At 69.4% G+C, this 20,071-nt stretch carries 18 protein-coding genes; 7 read left to right on the top strand and 11 right to left on the bottom strand.

What is annotated here, in order from left to right; translation table 11 throughout:
- Nucleotides 1-131 precede the first annotated feature (131 nt).
- The 3 genes from ACQEXA_RS57965 to ACQEXA_RS57955 all read right to left on the bottom strand — a co-directional run bounded on the left by ACQEXA_RS57965 (nt 132) and on the right by ACQEXA_RS57955 (nt 3,026).
- On the bottom strand, nt 132-1,715 hold the full coding sequence (locus ACQEXA_RS57965; RefSeq protein ID WP_433134874.1) for an ABC transporter substrate-binding protein: 1,584 nt from the start codon (nt 1,713-1,715) through the stop codon (nt 132-134).
- A 135-nt stretch (nt 1,716-1,850) separates the two neighbouring features.
- The gene (locus ACQEXA_RS57960; RefSeq protein ID WP_433134873.1) at nt 1,851-2,594 is read right to left on the bottom strand and encodes an integrase core domain-containing protein; all 744 of its coding nucleotides are present in this window, start codon (nt 2,592-2,594) and stop codon (nt 1,851-1,853) included.
- Between the two features lie 60 nt (nt 2,595-2,654).
- Complete coding sequence (locus ACQEXA_RS57955) at nt 2,655-3,026, bottom strand: helix-turn-helix domain-containing protein (RefSeq protein ID WP_433134872.1); 372 nt, start codon at nt 3,024-3,026, stop codon at nt 2,655-2,657.
- A 392-nt stretch (nt 3,027-3,418) separates the two neighbouring features.
- Between ACQEXA_RS57955 and ACQEXA_RS57950 the strand changes: the two genes are divergently transcribed.
- Nucleotides 3,419-3,655 carry a type II toxin-antitoxin system VapB family antitoxin gene (locus ACQEXA_RS57950; protein WP_432940520.1) on the top strand — a complete coding sequence of 79 codons (237 nt, stop codon included), beginning with the start codon at nt 3,419-3,421 and terminating at the stop codon, nt 3,653-3,655.
- Entirely contained in the window at nt 3,652-4,059 is a 408-nt protein-coding gene (locus ACQEXA_RS57945) for a PIN domain nuclease (protein WP_432940518.1), read from the top strand. Before ACQEXA_RS57950 ends, ACQEXA_RS57945 begins: the two co-directional genes overlap by 4 nt.
- A gap of 52 nt (nt 4,060-4,111) precedes the next feature.
- Here ACQEXA_RS57945 and ACQEXA_RS57940 read toward each other — a convergent pair whose 3' ends face one another.
- The 5 genes from ACQEXA_RS57940 to ACQEXA_RS57920 form a co-directional block, all read right to left on the bottom strand.
- Nucleotides 4,112-4,558: a bacterial transcriptional activator domain-containing protein gene (locus ACQEXA_RS57940; protein WP_432940515.1), complete on the bottom strand. Its 447-nt coding sequence runs from the start codon at nt 4,556-4,558 to the stop codon at nt 4,112-4,114.
- Nucleotides 4,559-4,611: 53 nt separating this feature from the next.
- Nucleotides 4,612-5,883, bottom strand: coding sequence for a multidrug effflux MFS transporter (locus ACQEXA_RS57935; RefSeq protein ID WP_432940513.1), 1,272 nt, complete (start codon nt 5,881-5,883; stop codon nt 4,612-4,614).
- 244 nt (nt 5,884-6,127) lie between these two features.
- A complete protein-coding gene (locus tag ACQEXA_RS57930) occupies nt 6,128-7,168 on the bottom strand; it encodes an NAD(P)-dependent alcohol dehydrogenase (RefSeq protein ID WP_432940511.1) in 1,041 nt (346 codons plus the stop codon).
- Nucleotides 7,169-7,218: 50 nt separating this feature from the next.
- Nucleotides 7,219-7,629, bottom strand: coding sequence for a (R)-mandelonitrile lyase (locus ACQEXA_RS57925; RefSeq protein WP_432940508.1), 411 nt, complete (start codon nt 7,627-7,629; stop codon nt 7,219-7,221).
- Nucleotides 7,630-7,732: 103 nt separating this feature from the next.
- Nucleotides 7,733-8,749: a zinc-dependent alcohol dehydrogenase family protein gene (locus ACQEXA_RS57920; RefSeq protein ID WP_432940505.1), complete on the bottom strand. Its 1,017-nt coding sequence runs from the start codon at nt 8,747-8,749 to the stop codon at nt 7,733-7,735.
- 242 nt (nt 8,750-8,991) lie between these two features.
- Between ACQEXA_RS57920 and ACQEXA_RS57915 the strand changes: the two genes are divergently transcribed.
- Entirely contained in the window at nt 8,992-9,888 is an 897-nt protein-coding gene (locus ACQEXA_RS57915) for a helix-turn-helix transcriptional regulator (protein ID WP_432940502.1), read from the top strand.
- Nucleotides 9,889-10,281: 393 nt separating this feature from the next.
- Here ACQEXA_RS57915 and ACQEXA_RS57910 read toward each other — a convergent pair whose 3' ends face one another.
- Both ACQEXA_RS57910 and ACQEXA_RS57905 read right to left on the bottom strand, forming a co-directional pair.
- Nucleotides 10,282-13,092 carry an NB-ARC domain-containing protein gene (locus tag ACQEXA_RS57910; RefSeq protein ID WP_433135501.1) on the bottom strand — a complete coding sequence of 937 codons (2,811 nt, stop codon included), beginning with the start codon at nt 13,090-13,092 and terminating at the stop codon, nt 10,282-10,284.
- Nucleotides 13,047-14,396: an ISL3 family transposase gene (locus ACQEXA_RS57905; RefSeq protein WP_432920902.1), complete on the bottom strand. Its 1,350-nt coding sequence runs from the start codon at nt 14,394-14,396 to the stop codon at nt 13,047-13,049. Before ACQEXA_RS57905 ends, ACQEXA_RS57910 begins: the two co-directional genes overlap by 46 nt.
- A 1,096-nt stretch (nt 14,397-15,492) precedes the next feature.
- Here ACQEXA_RS57905 and ACQEXA_RS57900 point away from each other — a divergent pair.
- From ACQEXA_RS57900 to ACQEXA_RS57885, 4 genes are all read left to right on the top strand, one after another.
- Complete coding sequence (locus ACQEXA_RS57900) at nt 15,493-16,260, top strand: CoA transferase subunit A (RefSeq protein ID WP_432940499.1); 768 nt, start codon at nt 15,493-15,495, stop codon at nt 16,258-16,260.
- A 1-nt stretch (nt 16,261) separates the two neighbouring features.
- Nucleotides 16,262-16,888 carry a 3-oxoacid CoA-transferase subunit B gene (locus ACQEXA_RS57895; protein WP_432940497.1) on the top strand — a complete coding sequence of 209 codons (627 nt, stop codon included), beginning with the start codon at nt 16,262-16,264 and terminating at the stop codon, nt 16,886-16,888.
- Nucleotides 16,885-17,016, top strand: coding sequence for a hypothetical protein (locus ACQEXA_RS57890; RefSeq protein WP_433134871.1), 132 nt, complete (start codon nt 16,885-16,887; stop codon nt 17,014-17,016). Before ACQEXA_RS57895 ends, ACQEXA_RS57890 begins: the two co-directional genes overlap by 4 nt.
- A gap of 204 nt (nt 17,017-17,220) precedes the next feature.
- Complete coding sequence (locus tag ACQEXA_RS57885; RefSeq protein WP_433134870.1) at nt 17,221-17,640, top strand: nuclear transport factor 2 family protein; 420 nt, start codon at nt 17,221-17,223, stop codon at nt 17,638-17,640.
- 32 nt (nt 17,641-17,672) lie between these two features.
- On the opposite strand, the gene ACQEXA_RS57880 is transcribed toward ACQEXA_RS57885, so the two are convergent.
- Complete coding sequence (locus ACQEXA_RS57880; RefSeq protein ID WP_433134869.1) at nt 17,673-20,009, bottom strand: LuxR C-terminal-related transcriptional regulator; 2,337 nt, start codon at nt 20,007-20,009, stop codon at nt 17,673-17,675.
- Nucleotides 20,010-20,071: the final 62 nt, after the last annotated feature.

The following is a 20,071-nucleotide window of genomic DNA, read 5'->3' as shown; positions in this document are numbered from 1 at the left end:
GTGGGACAGAGCCGGTTTTCGGCACCCGCAGCCCCGCCCGGCCCGCTTGACTTCGACATGATCCGCAAGGCCGCCGCCGACTGGCGAGGCGATGCTTGCTCCGAGCATCACACGTGCCCGTGCGGCCTCGGTCAGCCCTTTTTGATCTCCCAGAACCGGAACACCGTGGAGGCGTCGAGGCAGTACTCGAGCCCGTAGACGTCGTCCCGTGTGACGGCGTACTGCTTGGCCTGCCAGACCGGGATGATCGGGAGGTCCGCGGCAACGATGTCCTGGAGCCTGTCGTACGCCTTGTCGGTCGACGAACGGTCGCTCTCGGCGGCCGTCTTCGGGATCAGCTCGCCCGTGATCGTGCTGTTGTCGTAGTGGTTGTCCAGCACGTTGCCCTTGCCGAAGAACGGTGCGGTGAAGTTGTCGGGGTCGGGGTAGTCCGGGACCCAGCCCTTCACGTAGACGCCGTACTTGCCCGCCGCGATGTCCTTCTCGTACTCGTCGAAGGCGACGGACTTGACGGTGGCGTCGAACAGCCCGCTGGCGTTGAGCTGCTCGGCGATCGTCTTCAGTTCCTCGTCGGTGGCGGGCCCGTAGCGCGAGGGCGTGGACCACAGCGTCAGTTTCACCTTGCCGGTGATGCCCGCGGCGTTCAGCGCGGCGGCCGCCTTGGTCTTCGAGGGGCGGTCGCCGTAGGTGTCGAAGAAGGACGTGTGGTGGCCGGTGATACCGGCCGGGATGATCGAGTAGAGCGGGGTCGCCGTGTCTTCGTACACCTTGTTGACGAGGGCACCGCGGTCGAGCAGGTAGGCGATGGCCTTGCGGACGCCGAGCTTGCCGGCCACCGAGTCGTCCATGTTGAAGACGAGGTGCTGGACTTCGGCGCTGGAGCCTTCGATGACCTCGATGCCGTTGCCGGTGGAGGTGTCGTTGGCGGTATCGGCGATGTCGGCGGCGGCGAGACCGCGGTAGGCCAGGTCGATCTGCCGGCCCAGGAGGGCGCTCTTCAGGGCCGACTGGTCGCTGTGGAAGAACCGGAGGGTCACGCCGGAGTTGCGAACCTTGGCGGTGCCCTTGTAGGTGGAGTTGACGGAGAAGACGGCCTTGTCCTTGCCGAAGGAGTCCAGTTTGTAGGGGCCGGAGCCGACTGCCTTGCCGTCCTTGCGCAGCGCGTCGGCGGGGTATGCGCTGTGGTCCACGATTGAGCCGGCGCCGGAGGCTATCTTGCTGGGGAAGGTGGCGTCGGCGTACTTCAGTTTGAAGACAACGGTCTTGGGGTCCGGTGTCTCCACCGAGTCGAGCATGGGAAACATGATCGCGGGTCCGGCGGAGTCGTTGATCTTCAGCATCCGGTCGAAGGAGAACTTGACGTCCTTCGAGGTGAGCGGGTGACCGTTGCTGAACGTCAGTCCGTCCTTGAGGGTGCATGAGTAGACCCTGGTCGCCGTGCCCGTGAACGAGCACTCTTTGGCGGCCTCCGGCTCGGGTTCCGTGCCGCCCTTGGGAAAGCTCAGCAGGGACTGGAAGACGTTGTTGAACAGCAGCCAGGATCCCGGGTCGTAGCCGGAGGCGGGGTCGGTGGCCAGGACGTCGTCGGACATCCCCATCACGATGGAGGAGCCGGTGCCCCCGGAGTCGTTCGTGGAAAAACCGCATCCGGTGAGCAGGCCGGCGGCCAGCCCCGTCGCGACGGAAAGGACCGGCCACTGGGTGCGCATGTTCACGTGCATGTGCCTTGTCTTCGGTTGTCGTTGGGTCCCGACTCCGCGCGTTCCGGGGCCGTGCGGGAGCCTCCGGAGCGTATCGCGAACACGGTGAAGGCCCCCAGGCGGGATGCCCGGTTACCTTGAAGCGGCCGGTCAGTTGCCCAAGCCGCGGCTGAGCTCCGAGCGCCCTGCAGTTGACCGCCACCATCGCCGCCGCCCCTGTGCGTGCCGACAACCTCCGTCACCCCATGCGACCTGCGCGTATTCGTGGATGAGGCCGCCGAGGCGGTCCCGCCGGAGGATGCGCGATGGGCCATCGGCGGCGGGCGGTTCGGGCGCGCCGATACTGTCGGGGGATCGCTGTCCGAGTGATCGGTGAGGCCGATGTCCGTTGTGGTGGCTGGCGTACTCGTCGAGGACGAGGCGCAGGTGCCGCTCGCCGGTGATCAGGATGCGGTCGGTGGCCTCGCGTCGGCAGGATCCGACCCAGCGCTCGGCGATCGCGTTCATCCGGGGCGTACCGGGGAGGATGGGCACCACGCGGGCGCCGACGGCGGTGAAGACCGCGTCGAAGCCCTCGGTGAAGTAGCCGGCGTTGTCGCGGATCAGGTACCGGATGCCGGCGGTGCGTGTGTCGTCCAGGCTCATCAGCAGGTTTCTGGCGCACTGGGTCGCCCAGTCGGCGGTGACGTTGCGGGTGACGCCGGCGATGTGCACCCGCCGGGTGTCGTGCTCGATGAAGAACAGGACGAACAGGCGGCGCAGGAAGACCGTGTCCACGTGGAACACGTCGGTCGTCCAGATCCCGGCGGCCTGGGCTTTGAGGAACTTCGCCCAGGAGCGGTCGGCGCGCTGGGGCGCCGGATCGGCACCGGCACGCTGCAAGATCTCCCACACCGTCGCGGCGGCGACCTTCCAGCCCAGGTTGAGCAGCTCGCCATGGATCCTGCGATACCTCTATCCGTCATTCTCGCGGGCCAGGCGCAGCACCAAAGCACGCAGTGCCTCGGGCTTGGGCGGGCGGCCCGGGCAGCGGTGCGGATAGGTCCACTTCTTCGCGACCAGTCTCGCGTGCCAGCGCAGCACGGTACGCGGGGTGACCAGCAGCTTCAGCGCCGAACGGTGACGCTTTCCCAGGAGCCGAAGCAGGGCTGCGAGCACCGCGCGGTCCCCGCCGGTGAAGACGGGCTTGCGACTGCTGCGCTGCAGGATGGCCAGCTGGTGCCGGAGCACCAGTATCTCGACATCCTTGGCCGCGGAGGAGCGGGCCAGCAGGCGCAGCCAGCCGAGCAGGAGGCAGCCGAATCGGTAGACCAGACGGAACGTCACGATTCCCCAGCGTGCGCGGACGGGCGCACGAGCACTTTCGATGTGATCACATCGTGACCCTGAAGCCGCAGCTCAGCACGGGTGACAGGGTTGTTGGCACCCACACCCACAGGCCGGTGTGCAGGGGCATGCCACCAGTCCAGCTCCTCGGGGAGGAAGGTCTGCTCCAGTGTTTTCCCGAGCGCTCGGGTCCTGAACCAGGGCTTTACCCTGGCTTTACCCGGATCGCTGCCCGTCCAATCCGGTGGATCGCCAGTCATCCGCGCTGGTGGCGCCGGTATTGCGCTCTACCCTGCCCTTGCCGGGATGCTGCTGTTGAGCCGGGATACGCGCTACAATGTGTGAGATATGGGTTAGCTTCCCACCTGAGGCACATGAGCGGAGGGGCACGTATGAGCGTGACCAACGTCGACCTGGATGACCAGGCCCTCGCCGAGGCCGCCGCGCTCCTTGGCACCACGACCAAGAAGGACACGATCAACGCTGCCCTCGCCGAGGTTGTTAAGCGCTACAAGCGCCGTCAGGCAGCCGAGCGGCTGGCCGAGCGCGGAGCACGCGGAGATTTCGAACCCACCCGGCGCGTACGGGAGGCACGTAAGGCCGCGCAGCGCGCCGAGGCCGCCGAGTGATCGCGTACCTGATCGACACCAGCGCATACATCCACCTGGCCACCCATCCGGCCGACATGCGCCGCTGGGAGGCCGAGATAGAAACCGGGGCCCTCGGCATGTGCGAGGCCACACGGGCAGAGGTCCTGTTCAGCGCCACCGGGCCGGCCGACCGGGACTCGATGGAGGCCGACCTGGCTGACCTGTTCGGTACGGTGCACGTTCCCAAGGACGTATGGCGCTGGGTGGACAGCGCACAGTACAAGCTGACGCAGACCGGCCAGCACCGGGCCGCTGGAGTCATCGACCTTGTACTCTGCGCGACTGCCGCGCACCACGGCCTGACCATCCTGCACCGCGACAACGACTTCGCGACCGTCGCCCGCGTCCTGGCTGACGTGGATCAGCACGACGTACGACGCTGACACCCACGATGCGCATCGCGTCGACACGTGGCCGCCCGTTCCACGTCTGCGCTCATGATCGCCTGGAAATGCCCAGACGGTGCTCGTGGCCACCTGGAAGCTTACGCTTCTCCGGATCCTGTAATGCGGAGCGTGAACCGCCCAGGAGTTCGTTGATGAGCTGAGAAGTCTCCATCTCCAGCGAGCAGTCCAAGTCCCGGTTGATCTGTTGCACGCGGGTGATCGCGGTGTGCAGTCCGGAGCGGTTCCCGCGTGCAGCCTCAAGACGCATCCAGTCCCGGTAGAGGAGCTCGGCCGTGGGGTCGACGTCGAGGCCGGTCGCGACGGCCTGGCGGGCGGCGCTGAGGTTGTGGTGGGGGCCTGCGGGGATGCGGTAGGTGGCCACGGTGTGTGCGACGTCGATGATCCGCGTGATCATTTCCTGAGCGTAGGGCTCGGCCCAGGGCAGCGGCCGGCCGCCGAACGGCTTGCCCCGGACCAGAGCCAGTGCCTTCTCCAAGTCGTTTAGGCCGGACGTGCCCAGCGGCAGCGCGCGTTCGACGAGCTGGCGGCTCAGGAGGCGGCCGTTACCCGGTCGACGGGCCGCCCGGCGGCGATGGTGTGCTGCGCCGCCCGGGAGTGCGGGCGGACAGCGAGGGCGTAGGCGATCACAGCGAGCCCTGCGCAGGCGAGGGTGACCAGGCCCAGTGGGCGGGCGGTGCCCGCGCCGCCGAGGCCGACGAGCGGGGCAGCCACCCCGCCGAACGCGAAGCGCGCCATGCCGAGCAGTGAGGAGGCGGTGCCCGCAATCTCGGGGTAGTGCGCGAGGGCGAGCGAGGTGGACGGCGGGGTGGTGGCGGCCACGCCGCTCACCATGGTGAGCAGGGACAGCACCATCGCGGCCAGCGGCAGGTGCAGGGCCGCGGTGACCAGGAGGCCGCCCGCACCGAGCAGGGTCAGGGCGAGGCCCAGAACGAGGGTGCCCTTCTCCGACCAGCGCTCCGACAGCCGTCCCGCGACGAAGCCGAACACCATGAAACCGGCGGAGTTCAGCCCGAACGCGAACGAGTAGCCCTGCGGGGACAGCCCGTAGATGCCCTGCAGGACGTAGGTGGCACCGCTGAGATAGGCGAACAGGGCCGCGTTGACGAAGCCGGTGATGAGGACCGCGCCGACGAAGAGCCGGTCGGACAGCAGCCGCCGAAAGTCGCGGCCGCTCTGGGCCAGCCCACCCCTGGTGCGCTCCTGCGGGGGCAGAGTCTCACGGAAAACCGTCAGGCAGGCGACCAGGATCACGGCCCCGAGCAGGGCGAGGAAGGCGAAGATGCCGCGCCAGTTGGTGAAGGCGGCGAGCTGGCCGCCCGCGACCGGCCCGACGATCGCGGCCAGTCCGCCGATCACGGTCAGGCGGCCGTAGTAGCGCATCAGCTTGCCGCCGGAGTAGAGGTCGCGGCCGGCGGCCTGGGCGATCACGATGCCCACCGCGCCGGCTAGGCCCTGCACGAAGCGGGCGGCGGCCAGTGACTCGACGCTCGGACTGACAGCGCACAGCAGCGAGGTGGCGATATAGGCGACGGCACCGGCCAGCAGGGGGCGGCGGCGGCCGAACCGGTCCGATAGGGGACCCGCGACCACCTGACCGAACGCCAGGCCGAGCAGACAGGCGGTGACCGTGAGCTGCGCGGCCGACGTCGAGGCGTGCAGCTCACGGGTAAGGGCGGGCAGTACCGGCAGGTAGAGGTCCATCGAGATTGGCCCGAAGACGGTCAGCAGCGCGAGAACGGCGGCCAGGGCACGGCCGGCCGTCCGCTCGCGCGGCGTGCTCGGGGTCACGGGGGTGCTCACACAGCTCCAATCGAACAGGGACGAGAAAACGGGCGTTCATCAGCGGCGTCCGGGCACCGCGGGACTCGACCGCTTTCCACACAACCGCGTTCCGCGGCCATCAGGGAGTTCCTGTGGAGGGGCATACCGGCAGTGCATGCCTGGCCTTGGTGCTGGGGTGTTCGGTCGCGTGGGCGACGGAAGGCCCGTGCCTGGCGGCGCCGGCGAGAGGGCGTGCGGCTCTCTCGCCGAACGCTCCTGCGGGTCAGGCGATGGTGGCGGTGTCGATGACGAAGCGATAGCGGACGTCGGAGGCCAGGACGCGCTCGTAGGCGTCGTTGATCCGGTCGGCGGAGATCACCTCGACGTCGGCGCCGACGCCGTGCTCGGCGCAGAAGTCGAGCACCTCCTGGGTCAGGGCGATGCCACCGATCATCGAACCGGTGAGGACGCGCCGGGCGCTGCCAAGGAGGAAGCCGTTGACGGTCAGGGGCCCGGGGGCGGCACCGACGTTCACCATGGCGCCGTCGACGGTCAGCAGGCCGAGGTAGGCGTTGGCGTCGATGTCGGCGCTGACGGTGTTGATGATGAGGTCGAACCGGTCGGCGAGCTCGGTGAAGGTGTCCGGGTCGGAGGTTGCGTGGTAGTGGCCGGCTCCGAGTCGGCGCGCGTCCTCCTGCTTCTTCAGCGACTGCGACAGCACCGTCACCTCGGTGCCCATGGCGTGGGCAATCTTGACCGCCATGTGTCCGAGACCGCCGAGGCCGACGACCGCGACCTTCTTGCCGGGTCCGGCGCCCCAGCGGCGCAGCGGGGCGTAGGTGGTGATGCCCGCGCACAGCAGCGGCGCGGCGGCGGCCGCGTCGAGACAGTCAGGGACGGACAGGACGTAGTCGGCGTCGACGACGACGTGGGTGGAGTAGCCGCCCTGCGTGGTGGTGCCGTCGCGGTCGGTACCGGCGTACGTGGGGACCATGCCGTTCAGGCAGTACTGCTCGTCGCCGCTACGGCAGTGGGCGCACTCGCCGCAGGAGTTGACCATGCAGCCGACGCCGACACGGTCGTCGACCTGGTACTTGGTGACGTCGACGCCGACCTCGGAAACAGTGCCGACGATCTCGTGGCCGGGGACGACGGGGAAGGGCTGAGGGCCCCAGTCGCCGTTGACGGTGTGGATGTCGGAGTGGCAGATGCCGGCGTACTCGATGGCGATGAGGACGTCGTTCGCGCCGACGGCACGGCGCTCGATCGTGGTGGGGGCCAGGGGCCGCCCGGCGGCGGGTGCAGCGTAGGCGTTGACGCGCATGCGGAAGTGTTCCTCGTTCAGGGGAGCGGTGGCTGGGTGGGGGCCAGGTGTCAGTCGGTGGCCGGGGCGGCGGCGTACTCCTCGTCGGTGACGGGAGTCAGCCAGTGGACGACGTCGTGGTCGGCGTCCGCCTCGTTGATGGCCAGGTGGACCATCAGCCGATTCGGCGCGGCGCCGTGCCAGTGCTCCTCGTCCGCCTCGAACAGGACGCGGTCGCCGGGCCGGATGACCTCGACCGGTCCGCCCCGGCGCTGGCACAGGCCGACGCCCTCGGTGACAAAGACGGTCTGGCTCAACGGGTGGCGGTGCCAGTGGGTGCGCGCACCGGGCATGAAGTGCACCAGGTTGGCGCTTACCCGGGACGGAGAAGGCGCGGCGGCGACGGCGTCGATGTAGACATCGCCGGTGAACCAGTCGGCGGGACCCTTGACGGTGTCGATCGAGCTTCGGGTGATCTGCAAGGTCATTTCTTTCTCTGCGGCATCGCGGGCCTGGGTGGCCGGGTCGCTCGTCCAAGGGGGCCGCGAGGGCGACGTGTCCCGGGACGAGCTGCGGCGTGAGGGGTCAGGGCTTGAGGAGGGCCTTGATGGCACGGCGCTCGTCCATGGCCTTGTAGCCCTCGGCGACCTGCTCCAGGGGCAGGGTGAGGTCGAAGACCCTGCCCGGGTTGATGCGGCCGGTCAGGACGCGGTCGATCAGGTCGGGCAGGTAGCGGCGCACGGGGGCGGGGCCGCCGCGCAGGCCGACGTGGGAGAAGAAGAGCTCCTGGCCGTCGATGGCGACCTCGTGCGGGACGCCGACGAAACCGACGTTGCCGCCAGGACGCGCGGAGTGCAGGGCCTGCTGCATGGCCTGGGCGGTGCCGACGCACTCCAGGACCGAGTCGGCGCCGATGCCGCCGGTCATCTCCTTGATCCGTGCGACGCCCGCCTCGCCGCGCTCGGTGACGATGTCGGTGGCGCCGAACTCCCGGGCGAGCTGCTGGCGGGACTCATGACGGCTCATCGCGATGATTCGCTCCGCGCCCATCTCCTTCGCGGCGATCACAGCGCACAGCCCGACCGCGCCGTCGCCGACCACCACGGCAGTGGAGCCGGGCCTGACCTCCGCGGCGTCGGCGGCGTACCAGCCGGTGCCCATCACGTCGGAGACGGCCAGCAGGCCGGGCCAGAACTCCTCGCCCGGCACCTCATCGGTGGCGACCAGCGAGCCCTGGGCATTGGGGATGCGCACGTACTCGGCCTGGCAGGCGCTCATGAACTCACGGTTCAGGCAGCTGGACTGGAAGCCGTTACGGCAGTTCGCACAGGTGTTGTCCGAGGTCGCGAACGAGCCGACGACGAACTGGCCGGGCCTGACCGCGGTGACCTCAGCCCCAACCTCCTCCACGAAGCCGACGTACTCGTGACCCATGGGGTGGGCCTCGCCGGTCGCGTCCAGGCCGCGCCAGGGCCACAGGTCGGAGCCGCACACGCAGGTGACGGCCGTGCGGATGACCGCGTCCGTCGGCTTGAGGATCTTCGCATCGGCCACTGTCTCGAAGCGCACGTCACCGGGGGCGTGGATCACTGCTCCGCGCATGGGGGTAATTCCTTCCGATCGCTAAAGGGAGAGGCCCGGTCGGGCCGCCGTAGCCTGACGCAGATACGCGAAGGGACGGTCGCCCTTCGCGTGCTGCCCGGAGCGGCCCCCGGGCGGCGGCGCCGCCTGGGGAGTGCCTCTTCCTCCAGGGAACCGATCATCCGCACGGTGAGCGAGTCACCAGTGAGAGGTGTACTGGCAGTACATCCCTCCTTCGGTGCGCAGGCCGTACCGTCGAAGACATGGACAACCGTGAGGAGGTCCGCGAGTTCCTCACCTCGCGGCGCGCGAAAATTAGCCCCGAGCAGGCAGACCTTCCGGCCGGCTCCAGGCGGCGCGTGCCGGGGCTGCGCAGGAGTGAGGTCGCCGCCCTGGCCGACATGAGCGTCGAGTATTACGCCAAGCTGGAGCGCGGCAACCTCGCTGGCGCCTCCCCGGCCGTCCTCGAGGCCTTGGCCCGCGCCCTGCAACTGGACGACGCCGAACGCGCCCACCTGCTGCACCTTGCCCAGGCCGCCGACGGCTCCGATCTCCTCACCCGCGCCCGCCGCCGCACCACTACCCGTCAGTGGACCCCGCACCGCAGCCTGCAATGGACCCTCGACGCGATCACAGCGGGGCCCGCGGTCGTGTGCAACGGCCGTATAGACATCCTGGCCGCCAACCCGCTCGCCCGCGCCTTCTACACTGACCTCTTCGCCAACGCCGACAACCAGCGGAACCTGGCCCGCTTCCAGTTCCTCGACCCGGCCTCCCGCCGGTTCTACCCCGACTGGGACCTGTTCGCCGACATGGCGGTGGCCATCCTGCGCCGCGAAGCCGGCCGCGACCCTCACGACAAGGGCCTGCACGACCTCGTCGGAGAGCTGTCCACCCGCAGTCATGACTTCCGCATCCGCTGGGGCGCCCACAACGTCCGCCGCCACGGCACCGGAACCAAGCGCTTCCGCCACCCAGCCGTCGGCGACCTCACCCTCGCCTACGAATCCCTGGACCTGGCAGCCGAACTCGGACTCAACATGACCATCTACAGCGCCGAACCCGGTTCCCCCTCAGAAGAGGGACTCCGTCTGCTCGCCTCCCTGGCCGCCACCGAGGAAGCCGCGGCTTCCAACTCGCGGACGCCGTCGGCTGACTGAGCGTCTTCCCTCGCATCACGCGATCCCTACCACCGACACCGCTGTACCGAACGTCCCCTAGCTGGGGGATCAGCGGCATATCGGTCCCGGCGTGCGCAGAGATGTGAGTCCTTGTTGCCGCAGTCGAAGAGCAATTCGTGACCGTCTGCGTGTTCTGCGGAGCACCTGGACGCCGCAGAACACGCAGTCACGCCACCGCGGGTGCGCGGCACCGGCGGCATCCCCCGCCCGTCCACGCCAGTGGGCGAGGTCGCTGTGAGCGGCCAGGGTGTCGGGATGGTCGGGCCCAGCACCCGCACGTAGTGCTCCAGGAGGTCAGCCGACGCGGCTGCGGCACCGGCCGCGTCCCCCGCCCGTCCACGTCAGTGGGCTCCAGCCCCGGCGGGCGTTCAATCATGAGGAGTCCGGCAGGAAGTCGTACACGTAGAGGCCTTGGTCACCGGCCACCGCCAGTCCTCGCCCGTCAGGCAGCCAGTTGCACGCGCGCAACGCACTGTCGGCCCGCATCATCGCCATCAGATTCTCCGTGCCGGACTCCCATATTCGTACCGTCGAGTCCCCGCTGATGGTCGCGAGCCAGGTTCCGTCGGGGGAGATTGCCACTGCATTCACCCGGCCGGTGAGAGTTCGGGTGGCGCGGCCGGTAGCTGTATCCCAGATGCGCACCGTCTCATCCCGGCCTGCGGTCGCGAGCCAGGTTCCGTCGGGGGAGATTGCCACTGCATTCACCCGGCCGGTATGGCCGGTGAGAGTTCGGATGGCCCGGCCGGTAGCCGCATCCCAGATCCGCACCGTCCCGTCGTGACCGGTGGTGGCAAGCCACGCGGCATCGGGGGAAGCCGCCACCGCGTACGCCCCGCCAGGGTGGCCGTTGAGAATTGGTGTGTCGCGGCCGGTGGCTACGTCCCAGATTCCCACTACCCAGTCCGCGCCTGCGGTGGCGAGCCAGGTTCCGTCGGGGGAGATCGTCACCGCATTCACTGGACCGGTATGGCCGGTGAGAGTTCGGGTGGCGCGGCCGGTAGCTGTATCCCAGATGCGCACCGTCTCATCCCGGCCTGCGGTGGCGAGCCAGGTTCCGTCGGGGGAGATCGCCACTGCATGCACCGGGCCGGTATGGCCGGTCAAGGTGCGGGTGATGCGGCTGGTGGCCGTATCCCAGATCCGCACCGTCCCGTCGTCGCCGGCAGTGGTAAGCCACGCGGCATCGGGGGATATCGCCACCGCGCCGATACCGCCCCTAGAGACACTACGCTGGGGGTTAGTATTCCAACCGGCCTCCCAGACTCGTACCGTCTCGTCTCTGCCTGCGGTGGCGAGCCAGGTTCCGTCGGGGGAGATCGTCACCGCATTCACTGGACCGGTATGGCCGGTGAGAGTTCGGGTGGCGCGGTCGGCAACCAAGTCCCAGAGCCGTGCCGTCTCGTCGTCGCCGGCAGTGGCCAGCCACGCGCCGTCCGGGGAAATGGCCACTGCATTCACCGGGCCGGTATGGCCGGTCAAGGTGCGGGTCATGCGGCCGGTAGCCGTGTCCCACATCTGTACCGTCCCGTCGTGACCGGTGGCGGCGAGCCAGGTTCCGTCGGGGGAGATCGCCACTGCACGCACTGGGCCGGTATGGCCGGTCAAGGTGCGAGTCATGCGGCCGGTAGCCGTGTCCCACATCCGTACCGTCCCGTCTTTGCTGGTAGTGGCGAGCCAGGTTCCGTCGGGGGAGATCGCCACCGTGACCGCCGCAACCGTGAGAGTGCGTCGTTGCGCCGGGTCGGGCAGGTCGGGCAGGGGCCATCGGTTGTACAGCGCGGGGTGGAGGGAACGCCACACGGTGGCCTGAGCGTGCCAGGCGCGGTAGCCACTCAGGCGACTGCGGAGCACAGCGGCCTGAGCGTGGGCGGGCGTGGTGGGAGTCAGCAAGTGCGCAGTGCGGGCGAGGTCGCGAGCCGCCTGCTGAGCGGCCGGAGTCGGGATCTGGGCGAGGTCAGCGATGGGCGCGGTCGCTGCGCGCCGGTCCAGGCGCCAGGCGATCCAGCGCAAGTCGAGGGCCAGCGCTTCGGCTTCGGGCGTACGGTCAGCGGCAAGGAGGTGGGTGACGAGGTTGTCGGCGAGGTATCCGTCAGGCATCGTCCACCACGCACGCGCCGGCCCGGTACCGCCGCCTGGCTGCGGCTGGGCGGGGGACACGTCGGCGCCAGCGGCGTCCACCAGCGCACAGTGCAGGCCTTGCAGGCGTTGGTCGCCCAACCCGGAGCGCAGAAAGTCTCGGATGACATCGTGGAGATGCACGCGCCCGCCGCCAGCGGGGTCCAGGTCGATGAGGGACAGACCGCTGAGCACGGCGCACAATTCCCTCGTCTGCACCACACTCAATCCGGCGGTGGTACCCCACAGGGCGATGACGAGGGCGACCGGGATGGTCTCGTCCTCGGTAAAGACACCGAGTTCGGTGAAACGGTCGTAGCCGCCAGGGGGCAGCAGGGTTGTGCCGGCCTCAACCGTGGCCCTCACTGCGGTCTGCCGCACCCGCGGATCGTTTAGGTCTACTGACGCGGCCGGATCCAGGCCGGCTGGCCCTCGGCGGCGAAGCTGTTCCAGCACGGCGGCTCCGGCTTCGGTCGGGCTGACCCCGGTCGATACCTGGCGGTGGATAAGGCGGTTGGCCAGACGCAGCAGCAGCGGCCAGCGGCCGGTGGCTTTGAGGAGACCGCGCTCGATCTCCTCCGGTAGCGCGCCGGAGATGTCGAAGGTGAGTACCTGCCGGGCCTGGGCGACCGACATCTCATCGACTCTAACCTGGTGGGCGCCGGCGGGCAGTAGCTCTGGCAGCCGGGTGGTGATGAGTCTTCGGCAGCGGGCACCGCCGACCAAGAACGGGGCTAGTTGGTCGGGTGTCCACACGTCGTCCAGGATCAACAACATTTCCGGGCGGGCATCCAGGAGCCGGCCTAGATGAGCACTGGCCAAATCGAGGTCGTCGAAGACGTGGGTATCGCCGGCGATGAACCGAGTGGCCTCGCCCACTTTGGCGGCGATCGCCGCACGGCTACGCACGTCTAAACCAAGCGTGATCCGGTAAATGCGGCCCTTGAATCGACGCTGCACTTTGCGGTTGGCCCACACCATCTCTGCCAGCGTGGTCTTCCCAAAGCGGGTCTTCGAATTTAGTGGGGGTGCGCCTCCCGGCGGCTCCGGCGTGTGGTTGCACAGCGTGACCGGAGTCGTTGGTTGGCTCGGTTCCGGAAGCCGAAGGCGTTACGCGCTTCGAGTTTGATGAGGCGGTTGTTGCCTTCGGAGGCGGCGTTGGTGATTCCAGTGGTCAGGTAGGTCTCGATGCCGTCCCACCACTGCTCGATGGTCTCGGCGAGGGTGACGAGTTCGGGCAGGTGGGCGTGGTCGGCGACGTGGGCGAGGAAGCGGTGGCGGGCGGCGGAGATCGCGGAGTGGTCGGGGGTGGTGTGGGCGCGGCTGACGGCGAGGTGCAGGAGGTCGCGCAGGAGTTCTTTGGCCTGCCAGGCGGTGTAGATCTGTCGGCCGTAGGTGCCCATGTGGTCCAACTCGACCTTAAAGAGGGTGTGTTGGTCCTCGGTGAGGTCTTCTTTGTTTCGGCGCAGGAGTTTGCGGACGGTGTAGATGCTGTCGCCTTTGCGGGCTCGGCGGCCGTGCTGCTTCCAGGTGAGGCGGCGGCGCAGGTCGGCGAGGTGGCGCTGGGCGAGTTGGACGATGTGGAAGCAGTCGACGACCACGGCCGCATGCGGCAGGGCACGCTGGACGGCGGCACGGAAGGTGGAGCACAGGTCGATGGCGACGTAGCGGACCTGCTCGCGCCAGGAGGCGGGCTGGGCGGTGAGCCAGTCGGCGACCGAGGCCGCGTTACGGCCCTCGACCTGGCCGAACAGCCCTTGTCCGCCGATCGCGTCGACGAAACCGATGTGCCAGGCGTCCGCGACGAGTTCCCACTTCTCCGTGGCCGGGTTCTGCTTCCACACCGGCTTGCCCCGCCGGGTCTCGTCGATCCCTATCGCCGAGGTCGCGGGCGGGGTCTCGGGCAGGACCTGGGCGGCGTAGTCCTCGAAGCATTGCTGCACGATCGGCCAGCTCAGGTGCAGGTCGCGGCCGGCCTGCACGACGGTGCGGCCGCCGTCGCAGACCGCGGCCCCCGCCGCCTGGCGCAGGGCGGTGGTGGTGCGCATCCCCGCGGGCACCGCGCGTATCGCCTCGGTGAACGAGCCGCGTGGGCACGCGGGGTCGGTGCAGTGCCAGCGTGCCTTGCGCCATCGGATGCTCACCGGGCGCCCACCGCTGGGCAGGTGTCTGGGCCGGGTGGTGCGGTAGTCCTTCAGCCGGGTGGCGAAGACCCCGCAGGCGGGGCAGGCCCGGGCGGAGTCCTCGTTCGTGACCACGTACACCGTCGAACCGCCCGCCCCATCGTCCTTGACCTGCGTCACACTCACCCCCTCCAGCCCCAGAAGTCGCGTTGCCGCCTCGTTGATCCCGGTATCGTCGATGTTCAAGCCCGTGGGGTTTCATGATCGGTTGCCTAGACAACAACCATGATCACGAAGGCCCGCGGGCTCCTTGCATCTGGGCCACCCGCACCCCAACCACCTCACACAGAGTGACCGGCCAGCCCGCCCGTCACCGCCGCACCCCCATCAAGTTCGAAGACCCCCCAAAGCCCCCAGCACCGTGGAGGCCAGCCGTCGCCGTAATGCCGACCGACCGCCGCCCCCAACGGCGGCACAGGGCCGCAGCCACCCGGGCGGCCTGCGCTCGGTCGACCACCCACTGCGGAATCTGCGGCGGGGCAGGCGGCCGCGGGTCGCCGGCGCCCTCAGCGGTTACCCCACCCTGAGTGCGCAAGCCCCACATGGCCAGCACGAAAGCTGCAACGAGGCCAGCTCCGAGCACATACCAGGCGTGCTGCCGGATCACGTCCAACGGCCCCGGCCACCGGTCCTGCCCCGTCGCGGCGTTCTCCGCCATTGACGTCAGGGCGCCAACCAGCGCGGTTACCACCGCCGAAGCCACTAACCCCGGCCAGCGACTGTCCCTCACGTACGCCCCCACCCGCCTCAGACCACGTCATGCGAGGCTACCCACCGAGCCCCGTCTGCAAGGCCGAGAGCAAACATCGTGATCCACCGGCATCCCACCGCAGGCAGGAATACCGCCGTGACAAAGACGGTGCCGCCGCCGCGAGCCACCCCCCATTGTGCCGGTGACCAGCCCTTGGGGGCGTCGCCACACATGCTCTAACCGGCGATGCGCAGGACCCCGTTGCGGGCGCGGCGCATCGCCGAGCCATTGACGCCGCGGGGGCGACCAGAGCACCCATCCCGTGTACCAGTTGACTCGTTGCACAAGCAACGCCCCTTCAATCAAGGACGGTTGATTCGGCGGCGTGTACGCGCCGGTGTGTTTCAGTTGGGTTGCTCCTGTCTGATCCCAAGCGCCACCAGCTGTTCCTGTGGCGTCTGGTATGCGAAGCCGGAGGTCGTGATGCCCGTTCCAGCGCAGTGACGCCGTCCGGATTTCCCGGCTTCCTGTGATGCCGGATCTGTACGCCGGACGCGACCCTTCGCGGAGACCTGACGTGGAGGGAACCACTTGATTGACAAGACCCAGACCTCGATCGGTGAGGCGATCGGCCGGATCACGAGCGGGAGCTCGGTCGCCGTGGGCGGGTTTGGGCGTTCCGGCGTGCCGGGCGGGCTCGTCGACGCCCTCCTCGAGTCCGGTGCCGACGACCTGCACGTCATCTGCAACAACTGCGGGCTCGACGGGTGGGGACTGGGGCGCCTGCTCGAGGCTGGCCGGATCGCGAAGGTGACGATGACCTACCTCGGCGAGAACAAGGCGCTCGCCCGGATGTTCCTCAACGGCGACGTGGAGATCGAGCTCGTGCCGCAGGGGACACTGGCCGAGAAGCTCCGCTGCGGAGGGGCGGGTATCCCCGCGTTCTACACGCGCACCGGGGCCGGGACCCTGGTCGAGCACGGAGGGGTCCCGACCCGGCACGACGCGCACGGTCAGGTCGTGGCCACGCAGGAGCCCAAGCCAACCGCCGAGTTCGACGGCATCACCTACCTGCTGGAGCGGTCGATCGTCCCCGACTTCGCGCTCGTCCACGCCGCGCAGGCGGACCGGTTCGGGAACCTCCGCTTCCGGGTCACTGCGCGGAACTTCAATCCGGTCTTCGCCACCGCCGGCGTGGTGACCCTCGTCGAGGCCGACGAGATCCTCGAGTCCGGGCGCCTTGATCCCGACGACGTCCACCTCCCCGGCGTGTACGTCGATCACGTCCTCCCCGCCGCTGGCGAACCGCCGATCGCCGAGAAGGCCACGGTCACCGATCCCGCTCGGAAGGGAGCCTGAGATGCCCTGGACCCGCCAGGAGATCGCCCGGCGCGGCGCCCTCGAGATCGCCCCCGGCGAGGCCGTCAACCTCGGCATCGGGCTGCCGACGCTGATCCCGAACCACCTGCCCGATGGCGCCAACGTGGTCCTGCACTCGGAGAACGGAATGCTCGGCGTCGGGCCATACCCGTTGCCGGTGGACCTCGATCCGGAGCTGATCAACGCCGGAAAGGAGACGGTCACCGCGCTGCCGGGCGCGAGCTACTTCGACTCCGCCGTCTCCTTCGCGATGATCCGGGGTGGGCGCATCGACACCGCCGTCCTCGGAGGGATGCAGGTCGCCCAGAACGGCGACCTGGCGAACTGGATGGTCCCCGGTGCGCTCGTCAAGGGCATGGGCGGGGCGATGGACCTCGTCAACGGCGTCCGCCGGGTGATCGTCCTCATGGAGCACACGGACAGGAGCGGACGCCCCAAGCTGGTCGACGCCTGCACGCTGCCGCTGACCGGGGTCGGGGTCGTGGACACCGTGATCACCGAGCTCGGCGTCTTCGACATCGCTTCCGACCACGCCGAGATCCGCGAACTAGCGCCCGGCGTGACGTTCGACCACGTCCGGCAGCGGACCTCCGCGGCACTCCGGTGAGGAGAATCACCGGGTACGGCGCGGTCCTGAACCTGCTGGTGCTGCTGGCGGTCGCCGTCAACCTTCGGCCGGGGGTCTCCAGCGTCGGCGTCGCGCTGCTGAGCCTTCCATCGCTTTCCTCGGGTTGACCGCCGCGGTGAAGTTCGCGTTGATCGGCGCGATCACCCGGGGAGTGGTACGTCGAGGACGTGATGCGGTCCGCGGCCCCGCCGATCCGGGAACAAATGGCGAGTTCCAGTGAAGAACGATGACCGTGCCGTCCAGAAGCCTTTCTGAGGTCTGAGGCGTCAGGCAGGTGGCCTGGCGATACCGAGTACAGAGAGGTGACCTGAGTGAGTACTGAGATCCAGCCGGCGACCCGACTTGAGCTCCGCACGCTGGTCGAGGAGTTCAACTGGAAGCTCGACCACGCTGAACCGGAGGGCTTCGCCGACCTTTTCACCCCGGACGGCTCGTTCGCGGCCGGGCCGAAGGAGCACGTCGGACACGAGGGGCTCGCGGCGTTCGCTGCCGCCCGGACCGCGCAGCCGAAGCTCTCCCGCACGATGGTCTGCAACCACCGGCTCGTTGCCGCGGACGACGACCACATCAGCGGCGCGGTGCAGTACATCCTCTTCATGAAGGACGAGGATGCGCCGCAGTCGACGGAGATCTTCGCCGTCGGGGAGTACTCCGACGAGTACACCCGTACCGGCGACGGCTGGCGGATCGCGAAGCGGACCTCCCGTCAGGTCTTCCAGCGCGCCAGCTGAGGGGCGGCCCAGCGACCGGTCCAGCGGCTGGGTCAGCTCGTTGTACCGATGCCGTGGCGCAGTGCGTAGGACGTGGCGTCGGCCCGCCCGCGGGCGCCGATCTTCCGGTACATGTTCGTGATGTGCCGGCCGACGGTGTCGATGCTGATCACCAGGCGGTTGGCGATGTCGCGGCTGGTGTTGCCCTGGGCGATCAGGCCGAGGATCTCCATCTCGCGCGGGGTCAGCCCATCCGGGCGCCCCTTCTCGTCGGCGTTCGCCTGCTGGACCATAGCCCGGGCGCCGGAGTCGGCGAGGTTGACGAGCAGACGCTGGGTTTGGTTGACGACCAGGCTGGGCGGCCAGATCTGGCCGCCCAGCCTGGCGATGCGCGTGCTCTGCGGCGCGAGCGGCCGGACCGTGGACGGATGCCGCTTGGGGCAGCAGAACTCGATCCAGTTCACCAGCCCGAGCTCGTCGCGCAGCGCGGCGGCCTCGGTCGCGGCCAGTTCCGCCAGACCCGGGTTGAGGCTCTCGACGGCGTCCGCCAGCCCGTCCAGGCACCAGACCGCACGCGCGCGGAGGCCAAGCCGCACCGCGATCTTCAGACTCTCCAGGTAGCGGCTCGCGGCGCGCGCCGGGTACCCGTTCGACTCGTCACCCCACGCGAGCAGGTTCAGGTACGCCGAGGTCTGCACCAGGTCGCCGACCCGGACCGCCTCGTCATAGCCGTGGTCGAGCAGGGTCTCGGCCTGCTCGTAGTCTCCCTCGTCAAGGAGGATCCGTCCGAGCTGCTGCAGCGGGAGGCTCGCGGCGCCGGTATCACCGAGCCCGCGGAGGGTCGTGGACGCGCTCTCCAGGCAGTCGCGGGCGAAGTCGGTCTGTCCCGGGACGCCGGCTGCGGCCGCGCCAAGCAGTGCCTGGGTCCGGGCCCGGCTCCACGGGTCGCCGAGCTCGTCGTAGATCGCCATCGCCTCCTCCAGAGCCGCGCGGGCCTTGGCGAAGCCGTCGACCTCCTGTGCCGAGGCTGAGTACCGGACCAGTGCGGTGGCTAGGCGCTGCCGGTCTCCGGTGATGCGCCAGAGCTCGACCGAACGGGAAAGGTCGTCGTAGACCGCCGTGTACGAGACCAGATGCGCCTGCAGGCCGCCCAGCGTCTGCAGGTAGACCGCGAGGTCCTCGGGCCGGTCATTCTCCGGCCGCCCGAGTTCGCGCACCAGGTCGACCCCGGTCGCCATCAGTCCGCGGTGCACCCAGTAGCGGAACAGCGCGTCGACGTACGGCCATGGGTCCGGCGCCTCCGGGGCCGACGCCCAGTTGCGGAAGAGGCCGAGCAGGTTCGCGTGCTCGTCGTCGAACCAGGCCGCGGCGACCGACCACTCGGCGCCGCGCTTCGCGTTCATCGCCAGCGCGCCCTCGGCGAGGTCCTGCTCGAAGGCCCGCATCGTCGCCGGCTCCGGCCGCGGCGGGTCGGTCATCTGGCGCAGCAGCGGGTGCGCCCGGATCCGGGCCCGCCCCTGGTTGCCGACCGCGGTGGCGACCAGGCCACGGCCGACCAGGGCGGTCACCGCGTCGACCGCGCGGGGCCTGTCGTCCCCGCCGGGGATGCGCCGGACGGTGGCGGTGTCGAGCCCGCCGTCGAGTGCGATGGCGAGGGCGAGGACCTCGCTCTGGAACTCGTCCAGCCCGTCGGTCGCCGTCCGGATGCAGGCGGCGAGTGACTGGTGCCGTGTCGCGGTGCCCGGGTCGGGGTCGCGCAGGATGTCCGAGCTCAGGTCGAGTTCTGCGGCCACCCCGGGAAGGGAAAGCGTCCTGGACTGCAGCCCGGCGAGGTGGAGCGCCAGCGGGTGGCCGGCGAGTCTGGCGGCGATCGAATCGCAGGCCAGGTCGTCGGCGGTCTCGAAGACGCCGAGGTCGGCGTGCACTCGGGCCCGGTCGTGGAGGAGTTCGATGCTCGCCGCGCGCGAGAGCGGGACCACCGGGATCGCGATCTCGCCGGGCAGGCCGAGCGGCCGTTCACTGGTGGCGACGATTCTGGCACTGGGGAACTGCACGGCGATGGCGGCAACGACCCGGTCGACGCGCCTGCCTGGCACGCCGTCCACGCCGACATGTGCCGGCCCCGATCCGTGGTGGGCACGCAGCCGCGCCGCGGCGGCCTGGATCGCCTCGTCGTCGGTCGCGTAGTCGTCGACCGGGATCCAGATCGGGCGCCCGCTTTCGGCTGCCTGCCACAGCAGCGCGCGCGCCACGGCCGACTTGCCGATGCCCGCGAGGCCGGTCAGGGAGACGACCGTGGTCTCGGGCGACTGGAGCGCGGAGCCGGCCCGATCGAGTTCGGTGGTGCGTCCGCGCAGGGGCCAATTCAACGTTCCGGGTCCGGCGCCCATTTATCCTCCTGTGCCTGCCCGGCCACTGTGTCACGGCTGGTCAACGGCCGGAGCGGTCCGGA

The sequence above is a fragment of the Streptomyces sp. CA-106110 genome, from assembly GCF_050936285.1.
GTDB lineage: Bacteria > Actinomycetota > Actinomycetes > Streptomycetales > Streptomycetaceae > Streptomyces.
This window is presented reverse-complemented; position numbering and strand designations above follow the sequence as displayed.